The organism is Corallococcus sp. AS-1-12, from assembly GCF_020036995.1.
Taxonomy (GTDB): domain Bacteria; phylum Myxococcota; class Myxococcia; order Myxococcales; family Myxococcaceae; genus Corallococcus.
The window spans coordinates 31,249-50,495 of record NZ_JAIQDD010000023.1 but is presented as its reverse complement, the minus strand read 5'-3'; the positions used below and the strand labels follow the sequence as shown (position 1 = coordinate 50,495).

At 72.0% G+C, this 19,247-nt stretch carries 15 protein-coding genes; 5 read left to right on the top strand and 10 right to left on the bottom strand.

Features of this window, described 5'->3' with window-relative positions; translation table 11 throughout:
* Nucleotides 1-35 precede the first annotated feature (35 nt).
* The 3 genes from K8556_RS28410 to K8556_RS28400 all read right to left on the bottom strand — a co-directional run bounded on the left by K8556_RS28410 (nucleotide 36) and on the right by K8556_RS28400 (nucleotide 3,282).
* The gene (locus tag K8556_RS28410) at nucleotides 36-1,100 is read right to left on the bottom strand and encodes a CBS domain-containing protein (RefSeq protein ID WP_223743246.1); all 1,065 of its coding nucleotides are present in this window, start codon (nucleotides 1,098-1,100) and stop codon (nucleotides 36-38) included.
* A gap of 125 nt (nucleotides 1,101-1,225) precedes the next feature.
* Nucleotides 1,226-2,335, bottom strand: a complete 1,110-nt coding sequence (locus K8556_RS28405; RefSeq protein WP_223743245.1) for an ArsA-related P-loop ATPase — start codon at nucleotides 2,333-2,335, stop codon at nucleotides 1,226-1,228.
* Nucleotides 2,332-3,282 (bottom strand): ArsA family ATPase, encoded by a 951-nt coding sequence (locus tag K8556_RS28400; protein ID WP_370639981.1) that lies wholly within the window; start codon nucleotides 3,280-3,282, stop codon nucleotides 2,332-2,334. The genes K8556_RS28405 and K8556_RS28400 overlap by 4 nt, the downstream gene beginning before the upstream one ends.
* Before the next feature lie 367 nt (nucleotides 3,283-3,649).
* Here K8556_RS28400 and K8556_RS28395 point away from each other — a divergent pair, with 367 nt between their 5' ends.
* Nucleotides 3,650-4,072: an STAS/SEC14 domain-containing protein gene (locus K8556_RS28395; RefSeq protein WP_223743244.1), complete on the top strand. Its 423-nt coding sequence runs from the start codon at nucleotides 3,650-3,652 to the stop codon at nucleotides 4,070-4,072.
* 23 nt (nucleotides 4,073-4,095) lie between these two features.
* Here the strand turns inward: K8556_RS28395 and K8556_RS28390 are convergent, their stop codons facing one another.
* Complete coding sequence (locus K8556_RS28390) at nucleotides 4,096-4,779, bottom strand: hypothetical protein (RefSeq protein ID WP_223743243.1); 684 nt, start codon at nucleotides 4,777-4,779, stop codon at nucleotides 4,096-4,098.
* Nucleotides 4,780-4,948: 169 nt separating this feature from the next.
* On the opposite strand from K8556_RS28390, the gene K8556_RS28385 reads away from it, so the two are divergent.
* On the top strand, nucleotides 4,949-5,371 hold the full coding sequence (locus tag K8556_RS28385; RefSeq protein WP_223743242.1) for an STAS/SEC14 domain-containing protein: 423 nt from the start codon (nucleotides 4,949-4,951) through the stop codon (nucleotides 5,369-5,371).
* A 93-nt stretch (nucleotides 5,372-5,464) separates the two neighbouring features.
* Here the strand turns inward: K8556_RS28385 and K8556_RS28380 are convergent, their stop codons facing one another.
* The 6 genes from K8556_RS28380 to K8556_RS28355 form a co-directional block, all read right to left on the bottom strand.
* Complete coding sequence (locus K8556_RS28380) at nucleotides 5,465-5,863, bottom strand: hypothetical protein (protein ID WP_223743241.1); 399 nt, start codon at nucleotides 5,861-5,863, stop codon at nucleotides 5,465-5,467.
* A gap of 123 nt (nucleotides 5,864-5,986) precedes the next feature.
* Nucleotides 5,987-8,266: an RTX toxin gene (locus tag K8556_RS28375; protein WP_223743240.1), complete on the bottom strand. Its 2,280-nt coding sequence runs from the start codon at nucleotides 8,264-8,266 to the stop codon at nucleotides 5,987-5,989.
* Nucleotides 8,267-8,332: 66 nt separating this feature from the next.
* Nucleotides 8,333-10,720 carry an RTX toxin gene (locus tag K8556_RS28370; RefSeq protein ID WP_370639979.1) on the bottom strand — a complete coding sequence of 796 codons (2,388 nt, stop codon included), beginning with the start codon at nucleotides 10,718-10,720 and terminating at the stop codon, nucleotides 8,333-8,335.
* Nucleotides 10,721-10,804: 84 nt separating this feature from the next.
* Entirely contained in the window at nucleotides 10,805-13,111 is a 2,307-nt protein-coding gene (locus tag K8556_RS28365; RefSeq protein ID WP_370639980.1) for an RCC1 domain-containing protein, read from the bottom strand.
* A 612-nt stretch (nucleotides 13,112-13,723) separates the two neighbouring features.
* Entirely contained in the window at nucleotides 13,724-15,046 is a 1,323-nt protein-coding gene (locus tag K8556_RS28360) for a serine/threonine-protein kinase (protein WP_223743238.1), read from the bottom strand.
* A 115-nt stretch (nucleotides 15,047-15,161) separates the two neighbouring features.
* Nucleotides 15,162-16,376: a serine/threonine-protein kinase gene (locus tag K8556_RS28355; RefSeq protein ID WP_223743237.1), complete on the bottom strand. Its 1,215-nt coding sequence runs from the start codon at nucleotides 16,374-16,376 to the stop codon at nucleotides 15,162-15,164.
* A 230-nt stretch (nucleotides 16,377-16,606) separates the two neighbouring features.
* On the opposite strand from K8556_RS28355, the gene K8556_RS28350 reads away from it, so the two are divergent.
* From K8556_RS28350 to K8556_RS28340, 3 genes are all read left to right on the top strand, one after another.
* The gene (locus K8556_RS28350; protein ID WP_223743236.1) at nucleotides 16,607-16,984 is read left to right on the top strand and encodes a helix-turn-helix domain-containing protein; all 378 of its coding nucleotides are present in this window, start codon (nucleotides 16,607-16,609) and stop codon (nucleotides 16,982-16,984) included.
* Nucleotides 16,985-17,037: 53 nt separating this feature from the next.
* A complete protein-coding gene (locus tag K8556_RS28345) occupies nucleotides 17,038-17,493 on the top strand; it encodes a helix-turn-helix domain-containing protein (protein ID WP_370639978.1) in 456 nt (151 codons plus the stop codon).
* Nucleotides 17,494-17,630: 137 nt separating this feature from the next.
* Nucleotides 17,631-19,211, top strand: a complete 1,581-nt coding sequence (locus tag K8556_RS28340) for an ATP-binding protein (RefSeq protein ID WP_223743235.1) — start codon at nucleotides 17,631-17,633, stop codon at nucleotides 19,209-19,211.
* The last annotated feature ends 36 nt before the right edge of the window (nucleotides 19,212-19,247 follow it).

The window sequence follows — 19,247 nt, the reverse complement described above, 5'->3', positions numbered from 1 at the left end:
AGGCCCACCGCGCCTCCCGTCTCCAGGGCCCGCGCTCAGCGCAGCCGGCTCCAGAACGAGCGCCGGGACGAGATGCGCTCCAGCGCCTCCTGGAGCTCCTCGTCCTGATCCGCGCGGCTCGCGATGTCCCCCAGCGCGATGATGCCCACGAGCCGGTCGTCGGGCTCCACCACGGGGATGCGGCGCACCTGGTGGCGGCCCATCAGCTCGATGACGCCGTGCAGGTCCTCCTCCGGCAGCACCGCCTCCAGCTCCTCCGTCATCACGTCCGCGGCGCGCAGGCCGTCCACGGCGCGCTGGCCGGTGAAGGCGCGCAGCGCCAGGTCGCGGTCCGTGACCAGCCCCAGGAGCCGCCCCTGCGCGTCCACGATGGGCACCACGCCGCAGTCCTCGTCCCGCATCAACTGCGCCACCTCGCGCAGGGAGCTGTCCCGGCGGGCGGTGCGCACCTGGCGGGTCATGATGTCGCGCGCGGTGAGCGGCTCGCGCCTCCAGCGGCGGCGCGAGGCCCCGGACGCGGTGGAGGTGGCGCGGGACTCGCGGAGCCTCGGGTCCAGGGGGAAGGTCTCCTCCCGCCGCAGGGCCAGCCGGTCGCGCGGCCGCGCATCCTCGCGCGAGGCGGCGCGGCGCGAGCGGTCTCGCAGCAGGGGCTCCTCGCCGCCGTAGCCGCCGCGGTCCCATTCGCGGTAGTCCGCGCGCTGGGGCTGCATCTCCTGGACGGTGTCCTCGCCCTGGGTGCGCAGGGGGCCGGCGCCGTTGGCGTAGCGCGGGTCCCGGTCGTCGCGGCCGTAGGGGCCGGGGGTGCCGCCGTCGCGCTCGCCCTCGCGGTCCCTGCGCCAGGTGCCGGTGTCGTCCACGTCCGTGCGCACGCGGCCCAGGCGCCACGCGGCGGCGCGGTGGAAGCGCCCCTGACGGTCGGCGGGGAGCTCGTCACGCCCGGGGCTCCAACCGCTCACGTCGGACTCGGAGCGCTCGCGCGAGCCCGGCGGCGCCACGTCCGGCGAGCGGTGCGTGGCCATCGCTTCGGTGGGAGGCGTGGAGATGTCCGCGCGCCCCAGGTCATGCCTGCCGTTTCCGTTGCTGTAGTCCTTGGTGCCCATGTGCGTCGCAAGCCTCCTCGACTTGCGAACATGGGAAGCGGGCCCGGACGCGCAAAGCTCCAGCCGGCCAGGTGCGGCGCCGCTCGCCCGTCCGCCCTGGCGCGCAGGCCCGCCCGGGCGGGGCGTCAGGCGACGGTGAGCGCGTCCCCCAGGTGCACCAGCCCTCGGAAGTCCTCCAGGTCCGCGCCCGCGTCCGGCGCGGCGATGGCCAGCGCGCCCCGGGGCAGCCCCTCCGCCAGCCTCGCCAGCAGCGAGCGGTGGGCCTTCGCGCGCGCGTCCTCCATGCCCGCCAGGTGCTCCAGCGCGCTGACGGCGTCCGTGTCCGCGGCGTTGCTCGCGTGCGGCTTCAGCGCGGCGGCCGGGGCCAGGCCTTCGTCCCGCGCCCAGCTCCGGTTGAGCACGTAGCCCGCGAAGGGCAGCCCCTTGGCCTGGAGCGCCTCCTGGAAGAAGGTGGCCTCGCGCAGCGCGGCGGCCTCCGGCGACGTGACGAGCAGGAACGCCGCGTCCTTGGACGACAGGTGCTCACGCAGCCGGTCCGCGTGCAGGCGGATGCCGGCGAACAGGCCCCCGAAGGCGGCGACGAAGCTGCGCATCTCCTGCGCGAAGCCGCCGCCGAAGATGCCGTCCAGCACCTTGCCCACCAGCGCCTGCGCGCCCTGCCACAACCTGCCCGCGCGGCCCTGCTCCTGCCCGAAGAGGGAGATGACCCGCTCATCCAGGAAGCGCGACAGGCGGCCCGGCGCGTCCAGGAAGTCCAGCGCGTGGCGGCTGGGCGGGGTGTCCAGGATGATGAGGTCGTAGTGGCCCTCCGCGATGAAGCCGTCCAGCGCCTCCGCGGCGGCGTACTCCTGCACGCCCGCGACCAGCTCCGACAGGAAGCGGTACAGGCGGTGCTCCAGGATGGCGCGCGCGGCGCTCTCCGTGGCGGACATCCGGCGCACCATGCGCTCGAAGACGACGCGCGGCTCCAGCATCCACACGTCCAGCCGCCCCTCGCCGCGCTTTCCGTCCGCGTACAGGCGCTCCGGAGGCACGGAGGTGGGCTCCGCGCCGTTCTCCTTCAGCCCCATGGCCTCCGCCAGCCGCCGCGCCGGGTCGATGGTGAGCACCAGCACCTTGCGCCCCGCGCGCGCCGCGGCCACGCCCAGCGCCGCCGCCGTCGTCGTCTTGCCCACGCCGCCCGCGCCGCACAGCACGAGGATCCGCTTGTCGCGCAGCATGCCGTCCAGGTTCATGGCGTGGCCTCCCGGCCGCGTGGCGCGGCCCCTTCGAGTGTGGACTCCAGCAGCTCCGCCAGCCGCTCCACCAGCGCCATGCCCGTCAGCGCCAGCTCCGGCAGGCCCCAGTGGGGCACGCCCACGCCCGCCGCCAGCCGCTGGCGGGCCTGCCGCGCGCGCTCCAGCCGCTCCAGGGCCCGCTGCCCCTGGTGCGGCCCGTGCGTCTCCAGCAGCCGCTCCAGCGCCGCGCGCGACTCCGGCGTGAAGGGGTCCTCCGGCATGCGGTTGAGCACCGCGGCGGACAGGGGCAGGCCCACGTCCCGGAGCTCGCCCACCAGCGCCAGCGTCTCGCTCACCGGCAGGGGCTCCGGCAGCGTGGTGAGCACCACGCCCGTGCGGGCGGGGTCCTGGAGCAGGTCCAGCCCCTCGCGCACCGCGCGCCCCACCGGCCCGCCCGGCATCAGCGACAGGATGCTCCGGGGCAGCGTGGCCAGCGCCAGCGCGTGGCCCGTGGCGGGCAGGTCCACCACCGTGAGCGGGTGCACCCGGCGGCCGTCCGGGTGCGAGAGGCGCAGGAGCGCCAGGAGCTGGAACATCAGCCCCATCTCCTTGAGCGCCGGGCCCGCCTCCAGGAAGCGCCGCAGCGCCCGCGAGCGCAGCGCCGCCTCCGCCAGCCACTTCACGGGCAGCGTCTCCTCCAGGAACAGCCGGTGCCCCTCCTGCGCGGACAGGCGCACGAAGGACAGGTTCGGCCCCGCGGGCACCACGCGCGGCCCGGCCTCCTTCACGCCCACCAGCCCCGAGAGCGCGGACGGGCCGCCCTCGTCCGGGGACAGCTCCGCCAGCAGCACCGGCCGGCCCGCGCGCGCCGCCGCCACCGCCAGCGCGGCGGAGAGCGTCGTCTTGCCCACGCCGCCCTTGCCCGACACGAGCACGGCGCGTCTGTTCCACAAGGACTCCAGCACCACGCCCCCATCCTCCGCGCCAGCGGCGCGACCCTTCACGGTGAGCAAGGAAGCGCGTCCCGACAACCGGCCGGCGATGCGCCCAGGGGCGACCGTCCGTCTGGCCGCCCGCTCCACGAGCATAGCGGCTTTCCGTCCACGACCCCCCGCACCCCTTCGCCGCGCTGACCCGGCCGTGACACAACGGCCACGCACAAACGCCATGACGCGACGTGCGAGGAATGACCCGGCCCGGAGGGACACGTGGTGTGCGCGCACGCGTGACCCGGGGGGTTGGACGGGCGGACGCCGGGGGAAAGAAGGGGTCACGGACTGGTGACGGCCCCCGGGTTTTGGTTACCCTGCGGCCCTCTGCGTGGGAGAGGGCATGGTGGTGATGCGGGAGTGGGTCTTCGGGACACAGCGTGTCTCGCTGGAGTCCTCCGACATCCTCTGGATCAAGGTCCGGGGAGCGTTTTCAGAGACGGATGTGCGGGCGCTGGTGGACGTGTTCCACGAGCTGGGGGCGAGCCCGGAGAAGCCCCTGTACCTCGTCGTGGACCTGAGCAGCTCCGAGGGGCTGTCGGTCGCGCCGCGCAAGTACCTGGCCGAACATGTGAGCACCACGTGGTTCCGCGCGGCCGTCTTCTTCGGCGCCAAGCGCACCCACCGGGAGGTGCTGCGCGCGCTCGTGGTGGCGCTCAACTTCATCCGCGACACGAAGCTGGAGGCGGAGTTCGTGGACTCGGAGGCCCAGGCCCGCGCGTGGCTGGAGTCCCACCGGCGCCGTCACGAAGCGGCGCCGCGCTGAAGCCGCGCCTGGGGCGCTGCGCCTCAGTGGACGGCCCAGCGCTCGGCGATCTCCTCGCACGCGAGCACCACGTCCCCCAGCCGGCGGATGTGCGCGCGCGGCGCGACGAACAGCGAGCCCGCGAACACGTCCACCACCGTCATCAGCCGGTGGTCCGCCGGGCCCAGCCGGCACAGGTGCTGCTCCGCGAAGCGCTGCAACAGCGTGCCAATGTACTGGCCGCTGCGCTCGTCCAGCGGGTGCGTCTTGGAGAAGTAGAGCTTCATCAACCCCACGCGCGGGTTGCCCTGCTTGTCCAGCCGCTGCACCACCACCTCCGGGCGCACGCTGATGGTGACGCCGGCCATCTCCAGCACGGGCGGCTCCGCGCCCACCGCGCTGATGATGGCGTCGTCCAGATCCAACCACGGCACCAGGTCCGCGAAGCGCTCCAGCGCCTCCGAGCACAGTTGCATGCGCTGCGCCTCGAACTCCGTCTGCGGCACCGCGCAGGCGAACCGGCGCTGGGACTCCCGCAGCACGTTCAGGTCCAGGCCCCGGCAGAGGAACTCCGTGATGGCCTGGGACGCCTCCGGATAGCGCAGGTACTGGGCCTCCGGCGGGTGCTTCTGGTCGTGGATGATGCGCTTGCGGCGGGCCGGCGTGGCGACCAGGTACTCGCCCAGCTTGTTCACCGAGACGCGCGGCAGTTCACGGGTTTCCGTCATGGTGTTTCCCCCTCAGGAATGCTGTCGGAATGGGTACACAGTACAGAGGGGGTCTGACATCCAATGGACAGGGATGCCTTGTACGAAAGGGCAGGAGCGCGTCCGGGCACTTCCCCGGGGTGGTGGGGTCCGGCGTAGGGTTTCCTCCAGTAGCCGGGGGGAGGACCGCATGGAGCAACAGATTCGCGAGTGGACGTGTGGCGCGCACCGCATCCGCATGACGGCGCCGGACGTGTTGCACACGAAGTACACGGGCGTGGTGGGGCTGCAGGACGCGAAGTGGGCGCTGCGCGTCTACGAGGAGATGGCGGCGCAGGGGCCGTTCTACCTGGTGGCGGAGGTGCCGGGGTCGGAGCTGCCCGCCGAGTCGCGCAAGTACCTGGCCAACAACGTGCGCGCGGAGTGGATGCGCTCGGTGGTGTACGTGGGGTCCGACCTGTCACAGCGCGTGGTGGGCAAGGCGATGTCCGTGGCCATGCTGCTCACCGGCCACGCGTCCAGCTTCGACACGGTCTTCGTGGACACGATGGCGCAGGCGGAGGCGTGGGTGGACGCCCACCGGTTGGATCACGCCCCGCGCCGCGTGGGCTGACGCCTCACTGTCGGACGTGACGAAGGGCCAGGCCGGGACGGATGCCCGGGTCCTGGCCCTCGCTGTTTCCAGGCGCCGTGCGCGGCGGCCGGCTCAGCGCTCGCGGTCCGGCATGCGGTCCGGGTGGCCGTAGCGGTACACGTCGGACACCGGGTTGGTGCCCGCGTCGCTGCGAGGGCCGTCGCCGTCCGGCATCTCGTCGAGCGATGCCCCCGGGGCGCGCTCGCGCGGGTCATACGGATGCACGCCGCTGGCGTGGCGCGTGTCGCTGTCGTCCTCCTCGGTGCGCGGGCGGACGCCCTTCTCGTCGGCCTCGGTCAGCTCGCGGCGGGGCTTGCGCTCGTCTTCCTCCTCCTCCTCGTCCTCGCGGGAGCGCTGGGGCGTCGGGTCCTCGTGCGGCGCGGAGCCCTGGCCTTGGCGCGGGTGGGTCGGACGCCCGTAGAAGTCCTCGGCGGGCTGCGGGGGTACGGGATGCGTGTCGGTGCTGGCCATGAAGGATGCCCTCCGTCGGAGGAGGTTCTTCATCGCCCCCTGCGTCCGGCAACCTGCTCCGGAAGCACCCGCCCGGGCCTGGAGGGCAGGCAGCCGGGCATCAGGGCCCTCCCGTGCGCGGTGTCAGGGCGACACGAGGAGGATGCCCCCGGCGAGCGCGGGTGCCTCGTCATCGCCAATGGCGCGCACGTGCCCGTATCCGAGCTGCCCGGAGGCGTTGAAGCCCCAGCACAGCGCACGGCCGGAGGAGAGCACGGCGCACGTGTGCTGGCCGCCCGCGGTGACGGACGTGGCGGGAGCGCCGCCCACGTCGATGACGGCGGCGCCGGGCGCGGAGAGGGAGCGCGTGTTGGCGTACCCCAGCCGTCCCCGGGCGCCGTTGCCCCAGCACTGGAGCTGGCCGGACTCGAGCAGCGCGCAGGTGTGCTGTGCGCCGGCCGCGACCTGGACCGCGCGCAGGCCCGCGCGCAACGCCACCGCGGTGAGGGGCGTGGCGTAGTCGGGGTTGCCGTTGCCCACCTGGCCATAGGCATTGGCGCCCCAGCAGCGCAGGGCGCCGGTGTCCAGCAGGGCGCAGGTGTGCTGGGTGCCCAGGGCGAGCTGCACGGCGGTGCCGCCCACGTCCACGTCCCCCGCTGACGACGGCAACTCGGTGTCACCAACATAATCGTTACGGTTGTAACCCAGTTGTCCATAGGCGTTCGCGCCCCAGCAGCGCGGACGGCCGGAGAAGAGCAGGGCGCACGTGTGGTCGCCGCCCGCGACCAGGTCCTGTACGGGGGCGCCGACGGGGACGTCGGTGGTGGGCGGAGGCTCGTCGTCGCCCAGCGTGTCGGTGTGGCCCAGGCCCAGTTGCCCGTGGGTGTTGTCGCCCCAGCAGCGCACGTGGCCGGAGGTGAGCAGCGCGCAGGTGTGGCGGTCACCCGCCGTGACGCGCAGCGCGCGGGCGCCGCCCAGGTCGACGGTGCCCACGGTGGCGATGGGCTCGTCGTCGCCGATGGCGCGCGTGTGGCCCAGGCCGAGCTGGCCGGAGGCGTTGGCGCCCCAGCAGCGCACGCGCCCGGTGGAGAGCAGCGCGCAGGTGTGGCCCAGGCCGGTGGCCAACTGCACGGCCTTCTCGCCCGGGGCGAGCGGCACGGGGCCCTTCGACGCGGGCGTCTCGTCGTCACCGACGTTGGCGGTGCCGGTGTAGCCGAGCCGGCCCTGCGCGCCGCCGCCGAAGCAGCGCACGGAGCCGTCGTTGAGCAGGGCGCAGGTGTGGCTGTCCCCGGCGCGGAGCTGGGCGACGTCGGTGGGCCCGCCGGTCTGCACGGGGGCGTCGGGGAACTGCTGCGCGCCCAGGCGGTAGGTGGCGGTGGTGCGGGCCCCGGCGGCGTCGGTGACCTGGAGGGACAGGCGGCCCTGGAGCGCGGGCGCGTAGTGCTGGAGGACGGTGGGGTTGGCCTGGGTGGTGAAGCCCGGCGCGGGCGTCACGGGCGCGTCCGGGGTGAAGCTCCAGGTGTAGTCGAGCGTGCGGGCGGGTTGATCATCCGACACGGTGGCGGACCACGCGACGTCGGAGGTGCCCGCGAGCCGCGACGCGGCCAGGCCCTGGATGACGGGCGCGAAGAGGATGCGCACGGTGGTGCCCAGCGAGTCCGTGGACTGATCCGCGGGGAGCACGCGCGTCACGAACGAGGTGCTGACCGAGTGCCCCGCCGGGTTCGTGACGGTGAGCGAGTGCGTGTAGTCGGTGGGGCTGGGGACGCCGAAGGGCGGCAGGTAGCGGGCGACGAAGGCGCCGGAGGTCCCGGTGAGCGTGAACGTCCCGCTGGAGGGAACGAAGGCGCCGCCGTTGCTCGCGGCGGTGAGCGCGAAGGTGAGGGCCTCGCCGGAGGTGGCCTCGACGAAGAAGGTGACGGTGGCGGGCTGGCCGAAGACGAGCTCACCGGGGAGCTGGATGCGGGGGATGCGCGGCAGGGTGATGGGCGCGCCGTCGTTGGAGGGCGCCAGCGTGATGGCCACGGACTCCCGGTCCGCGATGAGCGTCTGCGTGGTGCTGCCCTGGAAGAGGAGCGCGCCGCTCCCGTCATGGGCCCGCGCGATGAAGGTGAGGGCCTGATGGCGCGGCAGGGACGGCAGGGTGCCGGACCAGCCCGAGGGGGACGGCACCAGGTCGAAGTTCGTGAACAGCGCGCTGTGGCGGGTCGCGTCCTCCACGTCCACGCGGATGCGCGCCACGTCCGCGAAGGAGAAGCCCAGCGCCCGCCGTGTCTGGGACTGGGGGCCGGCGGTGTCCGCCGTGATGTTGAACGTCACCTCGGAGGTGGTGGGCTCCGGCGTGGCCGGCTCCGTCGTGGGCGACGACGTACACGCGGCGGCGGTGCACAACAGCAGGAGCGCGAGGGCGGCGGGCTTCGTCATGGCTCACACGGAGGGAAAGCGAAGCGGGCGCCCGGTGTGTGCCGGGCGCCCGCGAGTGTTCAGCGACTACGGCGTCGGGGGCAGGAGCTGGATGTCGCCCGCGGCGGACGGCAGCTCGTTGTCACCGATGATCGCCGTGTTGCCCTGGCCCAACTGCCCGGCGTTGTTCTTGCCCCAGCAGCGCGCCTTGCCCGTGGAGAGCAGCGCGCAGGTGCCACCCGACGAGGCGCTGATCTGATAGGCGGTCGTCGCGCCGCCCAGGTCCACGGGGCCGCCGGGGACCACCAGGGTCGCCGTGTTGCCGTAGCCCAACTGACCGGTGCTGTTGAGCCCCCAGCACCGCACGCTGCCCGTGGAGAGCAGGGCGCAGGCGTGCTCGCCCCCCGAGGTCACCTGCAACGCGGTCGCTCCGCCCAGGTTCACCGTCGTCGAGTTGGCGAGGAAGTTGAAGTAGCAGTAGGCCGTCGGGTGCTCGCCGCAGTACCAGACGTAGTCATTGAAGATGTTGTTGCCCGTCTGGCCGCTGTAGTTGTCGCCCCAGCAGATGACGCTGCCCGACTTCAGCAGGGCGCACGTGCTGTGCTTGCTGGCGGTGAGCTGGGCGGCGGGGCCCTTGGGCTCGAACGGCGTCTGGCTGCTCGGCAGCTCGTTGTCACCGATGTTGTTGCGGTGGGGATACCCGAGCTGGCCCAGGCCGTTGCGGCCCCAGCAGAGCATCTTGTCGTTGGAGAGCAGGGCGCAGGTGTGGTCGTCACCCGCGACGACGTCCGTGGCCGTGACAGCTCCCAGGTCCACGTCGCCCGCGCTCCAGGGCTGCTCGTCGTCACCGATGGTGTTGGTGTTCCCGTAGCCCAACTGGCCGTACTGGTTGCGGCCCCAGCAGCGCACCTTGCCCGTGGCCATCACCGCGCACGAGTGCTCCGCGCCCACCGCGATGCGCGTGGCCGGACCGCCCAGGTTGACGTAGCCGAAGCTGGTCACCGGCTCGCCGTCGCCCAGGTTGTCCTTGTTGTTGTAACCGAGCTGTCCGTAGGTGTTCAGGCCCCAGCACCGCACCAGGCCCGTGTCCATCAGCACGCACGAGTGGTTGCCGCCCGCCGCCAGCTTCGTCCCCTTGCCGAGGATCTTCACCGCGCCAGCCGTATACGGCAGCTCGTTGTCACCGATGCTCTGGGTGTTCTCGTAGCCCAGTTGGCCGAAGGCCCCGTAGCCCCAGCAGCGCACGGAGCCGTCATTCAGCAGCGCGCACGCATGGTCCCAACCCGTGCGGATGCTGTTGATGCCGTCCAGCGGCCCTTCGGCGACGGGGTTGTCCGGGAACTGATCCGGGGTGAGCTTGTAGGTGAGCGTGGTGACGCCGTTGTTGCCGTCCGTCACGGAGAGCTTCAGGTCACCCTGCACGGCGGTGGTGTAGTTCTGGAGCGTGGAGGGGTTCGTCGCGCCGGTGAAGGCGGGCACGGGGTCGAAGTTGGTGCCCGTGGAAGGGGTGAAGCTCCAGGCGTAGCTGAGCGCCTCCTGCGCGCCGTCGTCGCTCACGTCGGCGGTGAAGATGACGTTCTGGGTGTCACGAACCCGCAGGCCGTTGAGGCCGTTGATGACGGGGTTGAAGAGGACGGCGACGGAGGTGTCGATGACGCCGCTGGAGGTCTCCGGGGGCTTCACCTTGGTGGTGAAGGTGGTGCTGATGGAGTGCCCGGCGGGGTTGGTCACCGTGACCGTGTGGCTGAAGGTCGTCTCGGTGGAGACGGTAGGCGGCGTGTACTGGGAGACGAAGGCGCCGGCCGTGTTCTGCAACGTGATGGCGCCGTTGAGAGGCGAGAAGGTCCCACTGCCCGCGACGGCGGAGGTGATGGCGTAGCGGAGCGACTCGCCGTTGGTGGCCTCCACCGCGAAGGTGATGTTGCCGGACTGGGAAGAGGCGAAGGCGCTGGGGATGCTGATCTTCCGGATGCGGGGCAGGGAGATGACGGCGTTGTTGTTGGCCGGGGCCAGGGGAATGGTGACGGTCTCGAAGTCGAGGTTCAGCGTGGCGTCGAGCGAGCCGGAGAAGAGGAGGTTCCCGGAGGCGTCGAGTGCACGGGCGAAGAAGGTGAGGGCCTTGGCCTTGGGGAGGAAGGGCAGCTTCCCGGTCCACGCCCCGGCGGAGGTGAAGAGGTCGAAGTTCTTGAAGATGACGAGGCCGTCGGTGCCCTGCTCGGAGACATCGACGCGGATGCTCTTCACGTCGGAGTAGGCGAAGGCCTGGGCGGAGACGCGGCCCTTCACGGCCTGGGCGTAGAGGTCCTGAGCGCCGATGGAGACGGTGACCTGGGACTGCGTCTGCTCGGCGGGCGCGGAGGGCTCCTGCGCACCCGGGCCCGAGCTACACGCGGCCATCCACGGCGAGGACAACGACAGCAGCAGCGCGCCCAGCATGCCGCGCGACCGGAACCAACGAGGGGATGTTCTCTGCACGGAAAGACTCCTGAAGGCGAAGGGAATGACAGACGAAGGGATGCGGGCGCCCGGTCCTGAGGGCGCCCGCGATGGGGACGGCGACTACGGCGCGGGAGGCAGGAGCTGGATGTCGCCCGCGGCGGAGGGCTGCTCGTTGTCACCGATGTGGTTGGTGTTGCCGTAGCCGAGCTGGCCGGAGTTGCCCTGGCCCCAGCACCGCGCCTTGCCCGTGGAGAGCAGCGCGCAGGTGTAGTTTCCGGAGGAGGAGGCCGAGACCTGGTACGCGGTGGCGCCGTCCAGGTCCACGGCCGGGCCCGGCGTGTTGCGCGCCGTCGTGGTCCCGTAGCCCGTCTGGCCGAAGTTCGCCTGACCCCAGCACCGCACGCTGCCCGTGGAGAGCAGGGCGCAGGTGTGGCTCACGCCCGCGGTGACCTGCAGGGCGCCGGTGCCCAGGTCGATGCTGCCGGAGTCCTTGAACAGGAAGTTGCCGCCGGACTGCCCGGTGCCCAACTGGCCAAGGCCGTTGGAGCCCCAGCACCGCACGGTGCCCGTCTTCAGCAGGGCGCAGGTGTGGTTGTTGCCCAGGGCGAGCTGCGCGATCGGACCGCTCGGCTCGACCGCGGTCTGGCTGCCCGGCACCTCGTTGTCGCCGATGGTGGTGGCGTGGGTGTAGCCGAGCTGGCCCTCCAGGTTGTAGCCCCAGCAGAGCATCTTGTCGTTGGAGAGCAGGGCACAGGTGTGGTTGCTGCCCGCGACGACGTCCGTGGCGGTGGCGCCGCCCAGGTCCACGTCGCCGGCCTGCCACGGCTGCTCGTCGTCACCGATGTTGTTGGTGTTCCCGTAGCCGAGCTGGCCGTACTGGTTGCGTCCCCAGCAGCGCACCTTGCCCGTGGCCATCAGCGCGCAGGAGTGCGTCTCGCCCACGGTGATGCGGGTGGCGGGGCCGCCCAGGTTGACGTAGCCGAAGCTGGCCACCGGCTCGCCGTCACCCAGGTTGACCGTGTTGTTGTAGCCGAGCTGCCCGTAGTTGTTCAGGCCCCAGCACCGCACCAGGCCCGTGTCCATCAGCGCGCACGAGTGGTTGCCACCCATCGCGATCTTCGTGGCCTTGCCGAGCAGCTTCACCTCGCCGGCCGTGTACGGCAGCTCGTTGTCACCGATGTTCTGGGTGTTCTCGTAGCCCAACTGCCCGAAGGCCCCGTAGCCCCAGCACCGCACCGAGCCGTTGTTGAAGAGGGTGCACGTGTGGTCCCGGCCGTTGCGGATACTGTTGATGCCATCCAGCGGTCCTTCGGCGACGGGGTTGTCCGGGAACTGATCCGGGGTGAGCTTGTAGGTGAGCGTGGTGACGCCGTTGTTGGCGTCCGTGACGGAGAGCTTCAGGTCACCCTGCACCGCGGTGGTGTAGTTCTGGAGCGTGGAGGGGTTGGTGTCCCCGGTGAAGGCGGGCACGGGGTCGAAGTTGGTGCCCGTGGCGGGGGTGAAGCTCCAGGCGTAGCTGAGCGCCTCCTGCGCGCCGTCGTCGCTCACGTCCGCCGTGAAGATGACGTTCTGCGTGTCACGAACCCGCAGGCCGTTGAGGCCGTTGATGACGGGGTTGAAGAGGACGGCGACGGAGGTGTCGATGACGCCGCTGGAGGTCTCCGGGGGCTTCACCTTGGTGGTGAAGGTGGTGCTGATGGAGTGGCCCGCCGGGTTGGTCACCGTGACCGTGTGGCTGAAGGTCGTCTCGGTGGAGACGGTCGGCGGCGTGTACTGGGAGACGAAGGCGCCCGCCGTGTTCTGCAACGTGATGGCGCCGTTGAGCGGAGAGAAGGTGCCACTGCCCGCGACGGCGGAGGTGATGGCGTAGCGGAGCGATTCGCCGTTGGTGGCCTCCACCGCGAAGGTGATGTTGCCCGACTGCGAAGAGGCGAAGGCGCTGGGGATGCTGATCTTCCGGATGCGCGGAAGGGAGATGACGGCGTTGTTGTTGGCCGGAGCCAGGGGAATGGTGACCGTCTCGAAGTCGAGGTTCAGCGTGGCGTCGAGCGAGCCGGAGAAGAGGAGGTTGCCGGAGGCGTCGAGCGCACGAGCGAAGAAGGTCAGGGCCTTGGCCTTGGGGAGGAAGGGCAGCTTCCCGGTCCACGCCCCGGCGGAGGTGAAGAGGTCGAAGTTCTTGAAGATGACGAGGCCGTCGGTGCCCTGCTCGGAGACATCGACGCGGATGCTCTTCACGTCGGAGTAGGCGAAGGCCTGGGCGGAGACGCGGCCCTTCACGGCCTGGGCGTAGAGGTCCTGAGCGCCGATGGAGACGGTGACCTGGGACTGCGTCTGCTCGGCGGGCGCGGAGGGCTCCTGCGCACCCGGGCCCGAGCTACACGCGGCCATCCACGGCGAGGACAGGGACAGCAGCAGCGCGCCCAGCATGCCGCGCGACCGGAACCAACGGGGAGACGTTCGCTTCACTCGACACTCCTTGGGAAGACAGACAGGGAAGGGGCAATGACTCACAGCGGGCACACGCCGGCCTCACGTGCCCGGGGCGGGGCCCGGAGACACGCTTCCCGTGCCGCGCTCGGAGCGAGCACGGCCGGGGGACACCGTGGAGAACGGAGGAGATGGACAGGCCTACGCCGACCCGGGGGGACCTCCCGGCCCTCGGCGTATGTCTGGGCTACGGCTGGAAACTCAAATCACGGTGCCAGCGGGCGAAAATGCTGTCACGCCTTTTATTGGCTTTCGCGAAAGCCTGTCAATGTCTGGGTTTGCGCTGACTGGCGGGTGCAAGGCGTGTCAGTCGCGGAGGACCCGCGCGGTGACAGGAATTGTCATTCCCCTCGGAACCCCGCCTGGAGGAACGGCCCGGCGGGGTGACGCACCGGGTTGCTGAGTGAGAGGATTCAAGCAAGTCACGGAAGCTTTGCCAAACACTGCAACGCTTCACGGTCCGCATGAAATCCGGAAAAGACAGTCGTCGCCGCCATCCGGGAGCCCGCTGGTCCCCGGGGACTCGGGTGGCGGAAGTCCCGGCGCACCCGCTCACACCGGTTGGTGGCCGTCGTCGTCGTCCTCCAGGTCGTCTCCCGGCGCCTGCTCGTCGGGGCCGGCCAGCTCATCCAGGTCCTCGACCATGTCCTGGAGGGGCAGGGGTTCGTCATTCAGGTCCGGCGTCACGTCGTCGCCCCCGAGGAACGGCGGCGGCACCTCCAGGCTCGCGGTCCCGGCGGCCTCGGACGCCATCGCGGCCTCCTCGGCGGTCAGCTCCTCCGGGTGCAGCCCGCCCTCCAGCAGCTCCGCCTGGTTGCGCCGGCCCGTGGCCTCCCGCGCCGCCGCCTCCACCTCCTCCGCCGCGGCCTGCCGCCCGTACGCGGGCGCATGGTCCCGCAGCCACTCCCTCAGCGCCGCCGCCAGCTCCGCCGCCGTGCCGAAGCGGTCCGCCGGGGACTGGCGCAGCGCCCGCACCACCACCGCGCGCAGGCCCTCCGGCACGTCGCGCGCCAGGCGCTCCACCTCCGCCGGCCCCACCAGCGCCATCCGCGCCGCCACCTCCGTCAGCGGCATCCACGTGGGCCCCTGCGCCTGCACCAGCGGCAGGTCCGGCGGGGGCGGGAGCGCCACGTCCCCCTCCTGCGCCAGCGGGTGCGTCCCCGTCAGCACCTCCAGCAGCACCAGCCCCAGCGAGAACAGGTCGCTGCGCGCGTCCAGGGGCTCGCGCCGCAGCGCCTCCGGCGAGGCGTACGCCACGTCCCCCTTCACCAGCGGGCGGCTGGTGATCTCCCGCCCCGGCAGCGTGGAGAACGCGGCGGTGAAGTTCGTGAGCTTCACCTCGCCATGCACGCCCAGGCGCAGGTTCCGGGGGCTCACGTCCCGGTGCACGATGCCCAGCGGCCGGTTCCACTCGTCCCGCAGCGTGTGCGCGTGGTGCAGCGCCTCCGCCACCTCGGAGACCACCCACGCGCCGAACGCCGGGGACATGGGCTTGCGCCGCATGGCCACCAGGTTGAGCACCGTGTCCAGCGACCGGCCCTCCACGTACTCCATCACCACGTGCGGCACGCCCCGGTACGCCTTCAGGTGGTAGACCTTCGCGATGCCCGGGTGGTTGAGCCGGAACGTCAGCTCCACCTCCTCCACCAGCCGCCGCCGCTCCACGAAGCCAGACGGGTTGCGCAGCCGCTTGATGACCACCGGGCCGCCCATCCCGCCCCGGTAGCGCCGCCGCGCCAGCATCAGCAGCTCCCCGGTGGAGCGCACCTCCAGCTTGCGCACGAACTCGAAGGCCGTGCCTCCCACCGTGAACAGCACGCGCGGCCGGCGGGGCATGCCGGGGTTCTCCTCCGTCGTCGTATCGGGCGTCTTCATGTCCTGCCTTCCTACCTCCCAGGTGGAGCGTAAATCGCTCCACCCCGCAGGTAGCACAAACCCTGTCGTGGGGAAAACCTCCAGGGTTGAGTGAAGGGCGGTGGACCTGGAGCGTTCACCCGTCCCGGCGCAATCCCAGACGCCGGAGCCACCGCTCCCACCGCCGCCGCAACGCCAGCCGCCGGGCCACCCACCAGGGCATGGGCGGGGGCAGGGGCGCGGCCAGCCCCAGCGACGGGCCGGGCGGAGGCGGCACGGGCGGCGTGGACGCGCTGGAGTGGGGCGCGGCGCCGGGGATGCGCCGCTCCCAGGCGCGGGCCCAGCGGCGCAGCTCGCGGGCCTCCTCGTTGCCGTCGAAGTACGCGTCGGACTCCTCCGTGACGGCCTCGTGGAGCGGCGGCGCGTTGAAGAGCGGCGTGTCCCAACTGTCCGGGGCGCGCTCCAGCGCCGCGCTCAGGTCCGCGTAGAGGTCCGCGCCCATCTGGTAGCGCTGGCTGGCGTCCTGGCGCAGCAGCCGCTCGCAGATGTCATTGAGGGCGCGGGGCACGCGCGGGTTGATGGACCGCGCGGACCGCCCCTTGATGCTCTGGATTCCCCCCAGCAGCGCCGCGGCCGGCACGTCCGGCGGATAGGGGAAGTCCCCGGTGAGCACCTGGAAGAGCGTGAGCCCCAGCGAATAGAGGTCGTCCGTGGGCTGGTAGACGTAACGGGCCATGCCCCGCGGGTGGCTCAGCCAGTAGCGCAACAGCTCCGGGCTGCGGTAGCTGGGCGTGCCCGGCGGCGGCCGCCCGTCCGTGATGGACGGCGCGCAGGCGTGGTCGCTGGAGCCGAAGTCCACCAGCACCGGCCGCGCGTCCGACGCGCGCACGATGATGTTGCTGCCCTTGATGTCGCGGTGGCGCACCCCCGCGCGGTGGACGAAGTCCAGCGTCAGCGCCAGCTCCGAGAACAGCCGCGCCACCTGCCGCGCCGTGGGCTTCGCCGCCACCGCCCAGTCGGACAGCGTGGGACCCTCCACGTAGTCCATGACCAGGAACAGGTAGCCCGTGCGCGGGTGCGGCCAGCGGTGGTAGCCGCGCAGCGCCACCACGTTGGGGTGGGTCATGCGGTGCAGCACGCTCACCTCCTTGAGCGTGCGCGCGTCCACCTGCGAGCCCTCCTCGGAGTCCTGCGGCCCCTGGAGCGCGAACTTCAGCGCCACGCGGAAGCCCCCCGTCTCCGCCAGGAACACGGTGCCGTAGCCCCCCGTGGCCAGGCGCTTCAGCAGCCGGAAGCTGCCCACCACCTCCTGGGGCTGGAGCAGCAGCGGATGTCCTCCCTCCAGGCTCATGGCGTGGCGCCTCCCGCGCGGCGGGAAGGCCCGGATGCTCCGGGACGTGGAGGGTTGAATCTCAGAGGGAGGGGGTGGCTGAGAGGATGCATTCGCGAAAGGAGGTATGGGACCTCCAGGGTCAATAGCATGGCGGACACCCCTTGGGGTAGTGTTGGTGCCGTGTCAGGTAGGATGCCGGACACCTGACTTCATGGGAGACACGGTCCGGCCAGGGGTGGTGAGCGGCAATGAACGAGGAGCTGGCCATCACGGTGGGCACCGCGGCGCGACAGGCCCGCGAGCGGCAGGGGCTGACCCAGGGCGACGTCGCCAGCCAGGTGGGCATCGCCATGGAGGTCTACAGCCGCATGGAGCGCGGGCGGGTGCTGCCCAGCTCCACCACCCTGCGCCGCCTGTGCATGGTGTTGCGCATCCGCGCGGACACGCTGCTGGGGTTGGACGGGCCCTCGCCCCCGGACGAGGCGCTCACCCTGGCCCTGGCGGACCGCGAGGAGGACTCCCCCTCCCTGCGCCGGCTGGTGCGCGCCCTGCGGCCCCTGGATGAAGAGGCGTTGAAGGCCATGGGGCTCATCATCCAGGGCGCGCTCGCGCTGCGGGAGCGCTGACCGGCGGCCTTCGAAAACTTGCGCCCCGGAGGAGAGGTGCAAGGTTTTGCCGCGTGCCCGCCCCGGTGAATGAAAAGCTGAACACGGTGTTTGGAGCCGCCGCCCGAGACGCGCGGCTGCGCTTGGGACTCACGCAGGCGGACGTGGCGGAGCGCGTGGGCATCGCCATGGAGGTCTACAGCCGCATGGAGCGCGGCCGCATGCTGCCCCGCGCCCAGACCCTGCGGCGGCTGTGCGACGTGCTGGCCGTGTCCTCGGACACGCTGCTGGGCGTGGGGCCCGGCGCCCCGCCGGTGCCGCCCCGCGCCCCGCCCGGCCCCGAGGACTCGCTGGAGCTGCGCCGCCTGGTCCGCACGCTGCGCGACCTGGAGCCCCGCCAGCTCAAGGCCGTGGCGCGCGTGGTGCGCACCGTGGTGTCCGTCATGCCCCCAAGGCCGGCGCCCGGGTCCGCGCCCACTCCTACGCCCCGGAAGAAGCCGAAGGCCGCCCGAGGGCGCCGCGCCGGTTAGTCCGGCGCCATGGGCAGACAAATCCTCCCGGACTGCAATCGTTTGTCCGCCTGCCTGTCCTCCTGAGCCGGGGACCGGGCCTGGGGGGAGGCCCTCTCCCCAATGGCAGACAAGTGGAGTAGCACGCGAGGTAAGCCATGCTTCCACCTCCGACGCCCGCGGATGAGCCGCGGCGCCTCCAGGCGCTGCGTTCGCTGTGTCTGCTGGACACGCCCGCCCACGAGCGCTTCGACCGCATCGTGCGCGCCGCGGCGCACCTGTTCCGCGTGCCCATCGCGCTCGTGTCGCTGGTGGACGAGGACCGCCAGTGGTTCAAGGCGCGCCACGGCCTGGACGTCCTGGAGACGCCGCGCGAGCAGTCCTTCTGCGCCCACGCCATCCTGTCGCCGGCCACCTTCATCGTGCCGGACGCGCTGAAGGACCCGCGCTTCCACGACAACCCGCTCGTGCTGGGCGCCCCCTTCATCCGCTTCTACGCGGGCCACCCCCTGCGCGCCGCGGACGGCAGCCGCGTGGGCACGCTGTGCCTCATTGATTCCCGGCCCCGGGACTTCCCGGACGCGGACCGCGCCGCGCTCGCGGACATGGCCGCCTGGGCGGAGGGGGAGCTCAACGCCCTGGACGAGCGCGAGGCCCGCACGGCGCTGGAGCAGCAGGAGCGCTTCTTCGAGGTCTCCGTGGACATGCTCTGCATCGCCGCCATGGACGGCACCTTCCTGCGCCTGTCCCGCGCGTGGAGCCGCACCCTGGGCTTCTCCGACGCGGAGCTCTACACCACGTCCCTGGTGGACCTGGCCCTGGAGGAGGACCGCGCCGCCACCGCGCGGCACCTGGCCCGCGCGCACGAAGGCGTCCCCGTCCTCCAGTTCGAGCACCGCGCCCGCTGCCGCGACGGCTCCTGGCGCTGGCTGCAGTGGAACGCCGTGCCGGACCCGGAGGAGGGGCTGCTCTACGCCGTCGCCCGCGACGTCACCCAGGCCCGCCTCCTGGAGGCGGAGCGCCAGCGCGTGGAGCGGATGAAGAACGAGTTCATCGCCACCGTGAGCCACGAGCTGCGCACGCCGCTCACCTCCATTCGGGGCTCGCTGGGCCTGCTCAATGGCGGCATCGTCGGACCGCTGGACGCGCAGGTGGCGCAAATGGTGGGCATCGCCCACAAGAACAGCGAACGGTTGCTGCGCCTCATCAACGACATCCTGGACCTGGAGAAGATGGAGTCCGGCCGGCTGGACCTGAACCTGGCGCCCACGGAGGTCGCGCCGCTGCTCGCCCAGGCGCTCCAGGCCCACCAGGGCTACGCGGACGAATACGGCGTGCGCCTGGAGGCGGAGGTGGCCGTCCCCCACGCCCGCGCCCGCGTGGACGAGGACCGCTTCATCCAGGTGCTGGCGAACCTCCTCTCCAACGCCATCAAGTTCTCCCCCCAGGGCGAGCGCGTCACCCTGTTCCTCACCCGCGAGGACGGCGTGCTGCGCGTGGGCGTGCAGGACCGCGGCCCCGGCATCCCGGAGGCCTTCCAGGCCCGCGTCTTCCAGAAGTTCGCCCAGGCGGACGCGTCCGACACCCGCAAGCGCCCCGGCACCGGCCTGGGGCTGTCCATCGCCCACGGGCTGGTGGCCCGCATGGGCGGCACCCTGCGCTTCACCACCTCCCCTGGTGAAGGCACCCGCTTCTCCTTCGACCTGCCGGAGTGCGAACCCGGGCCCGACGCCGCCTGAGGGACATCCACTTTGCCCCGCCTTCCGTAACGCGAT

What these genes read in the sequence shown, in the direction of transcription:
- K8556_RS28410 (WP_223743246.1), bottom strand. Translation starts at nt 1,100, where the DNA reads ATGGGCACCAAGGACTACAGCAACGGAAACGGCAGGCATGACCTGGGG.
- K8556_RS28405 (WP_223743245.1), bottom strand. Translation starts at nt 2,335, where the DNA reads ATGAACCTGGACGGCATGCTGCGCGACAAGCGGATCCTCGTGCTGTGC.
- K8556_RS28395 (WP_223743244.1), top strand. Translation starts at nt 3,650, where the DNA reads ATGGTGGTGATGCGGGAGTGGGTCTTCGGGACACAGCGTGTCTCGCTG.
- K8556_RS28390 (WP_223743243.1), bottom strand. Translation starts at nt 4,779, where the DNA reads ATGACGGAAACCCGTGAACTGCCGCGCGTCTCGGTGAACAAGCTGGGC.
- K8556_RS28385 (WP_223743242.1), top strand. Translation starts at nt 4,949, where the DNA reads ATGGAGCAACAGATTCGCGAGTGGACGTGTGGCGCGCACCGCATCCGC.
- K8556_RS28380 (WP_223743241.1), bottom strand. Translation starts at nt 5,863, where the DNA reads ATGGCCAGCACCGACACGCATCCCGTACCCCCGCAGCCCGCCGAGGAC.
- K8556_RS28375 (WP_223743240.1), bottom strand. Translation starts at nt 8,266, where the DNA reads ATGACGAAGCCCGCCGCCCTCGCGCTCCTGCTGTTGTGCACCGCCGCC.
- K8556_RS28365 (WP_370639980.1), bottom strand. Translation starts at nt 13,111, where the DNA reads ATGCTGGGCGCGCTGCTGCTGTCCCTGTCCTCGCCGTGGATGGCCGCG.
- K8556_RS28360 (WP_223743238.1), bottom strand. Translation starts at nt 15,046, where the DNA reads ATGAAGACGCCCGATACGACGACGGAGGAGAACCCCGGCATGCCCCGC.
- K8556_RS28355 (WP_223743237.1), bottom strand. Translation starts at nt 16,376, where the DNA reads ATGAGCCTGGAGGGAGGACATCCGCTGCTGCTCCAGCCCCAGGAGGTG.
- K8556_RS28350 (WP_223743236.1), top strand. Translation starts at nt 16,607, where the DNA reads ATGAACGAGGAGCTGGCCATCACGGTGGGCACCGCGGCGCGACAGGCC.
- K8556_RS28340 (WP_223743235.1), top strand. Translation starts at nt 17,631, where the DNA reads ATGCTTCCACCTCCGACGCCCGCGGATGAGCCGCGGCGCCTCCAGGCG.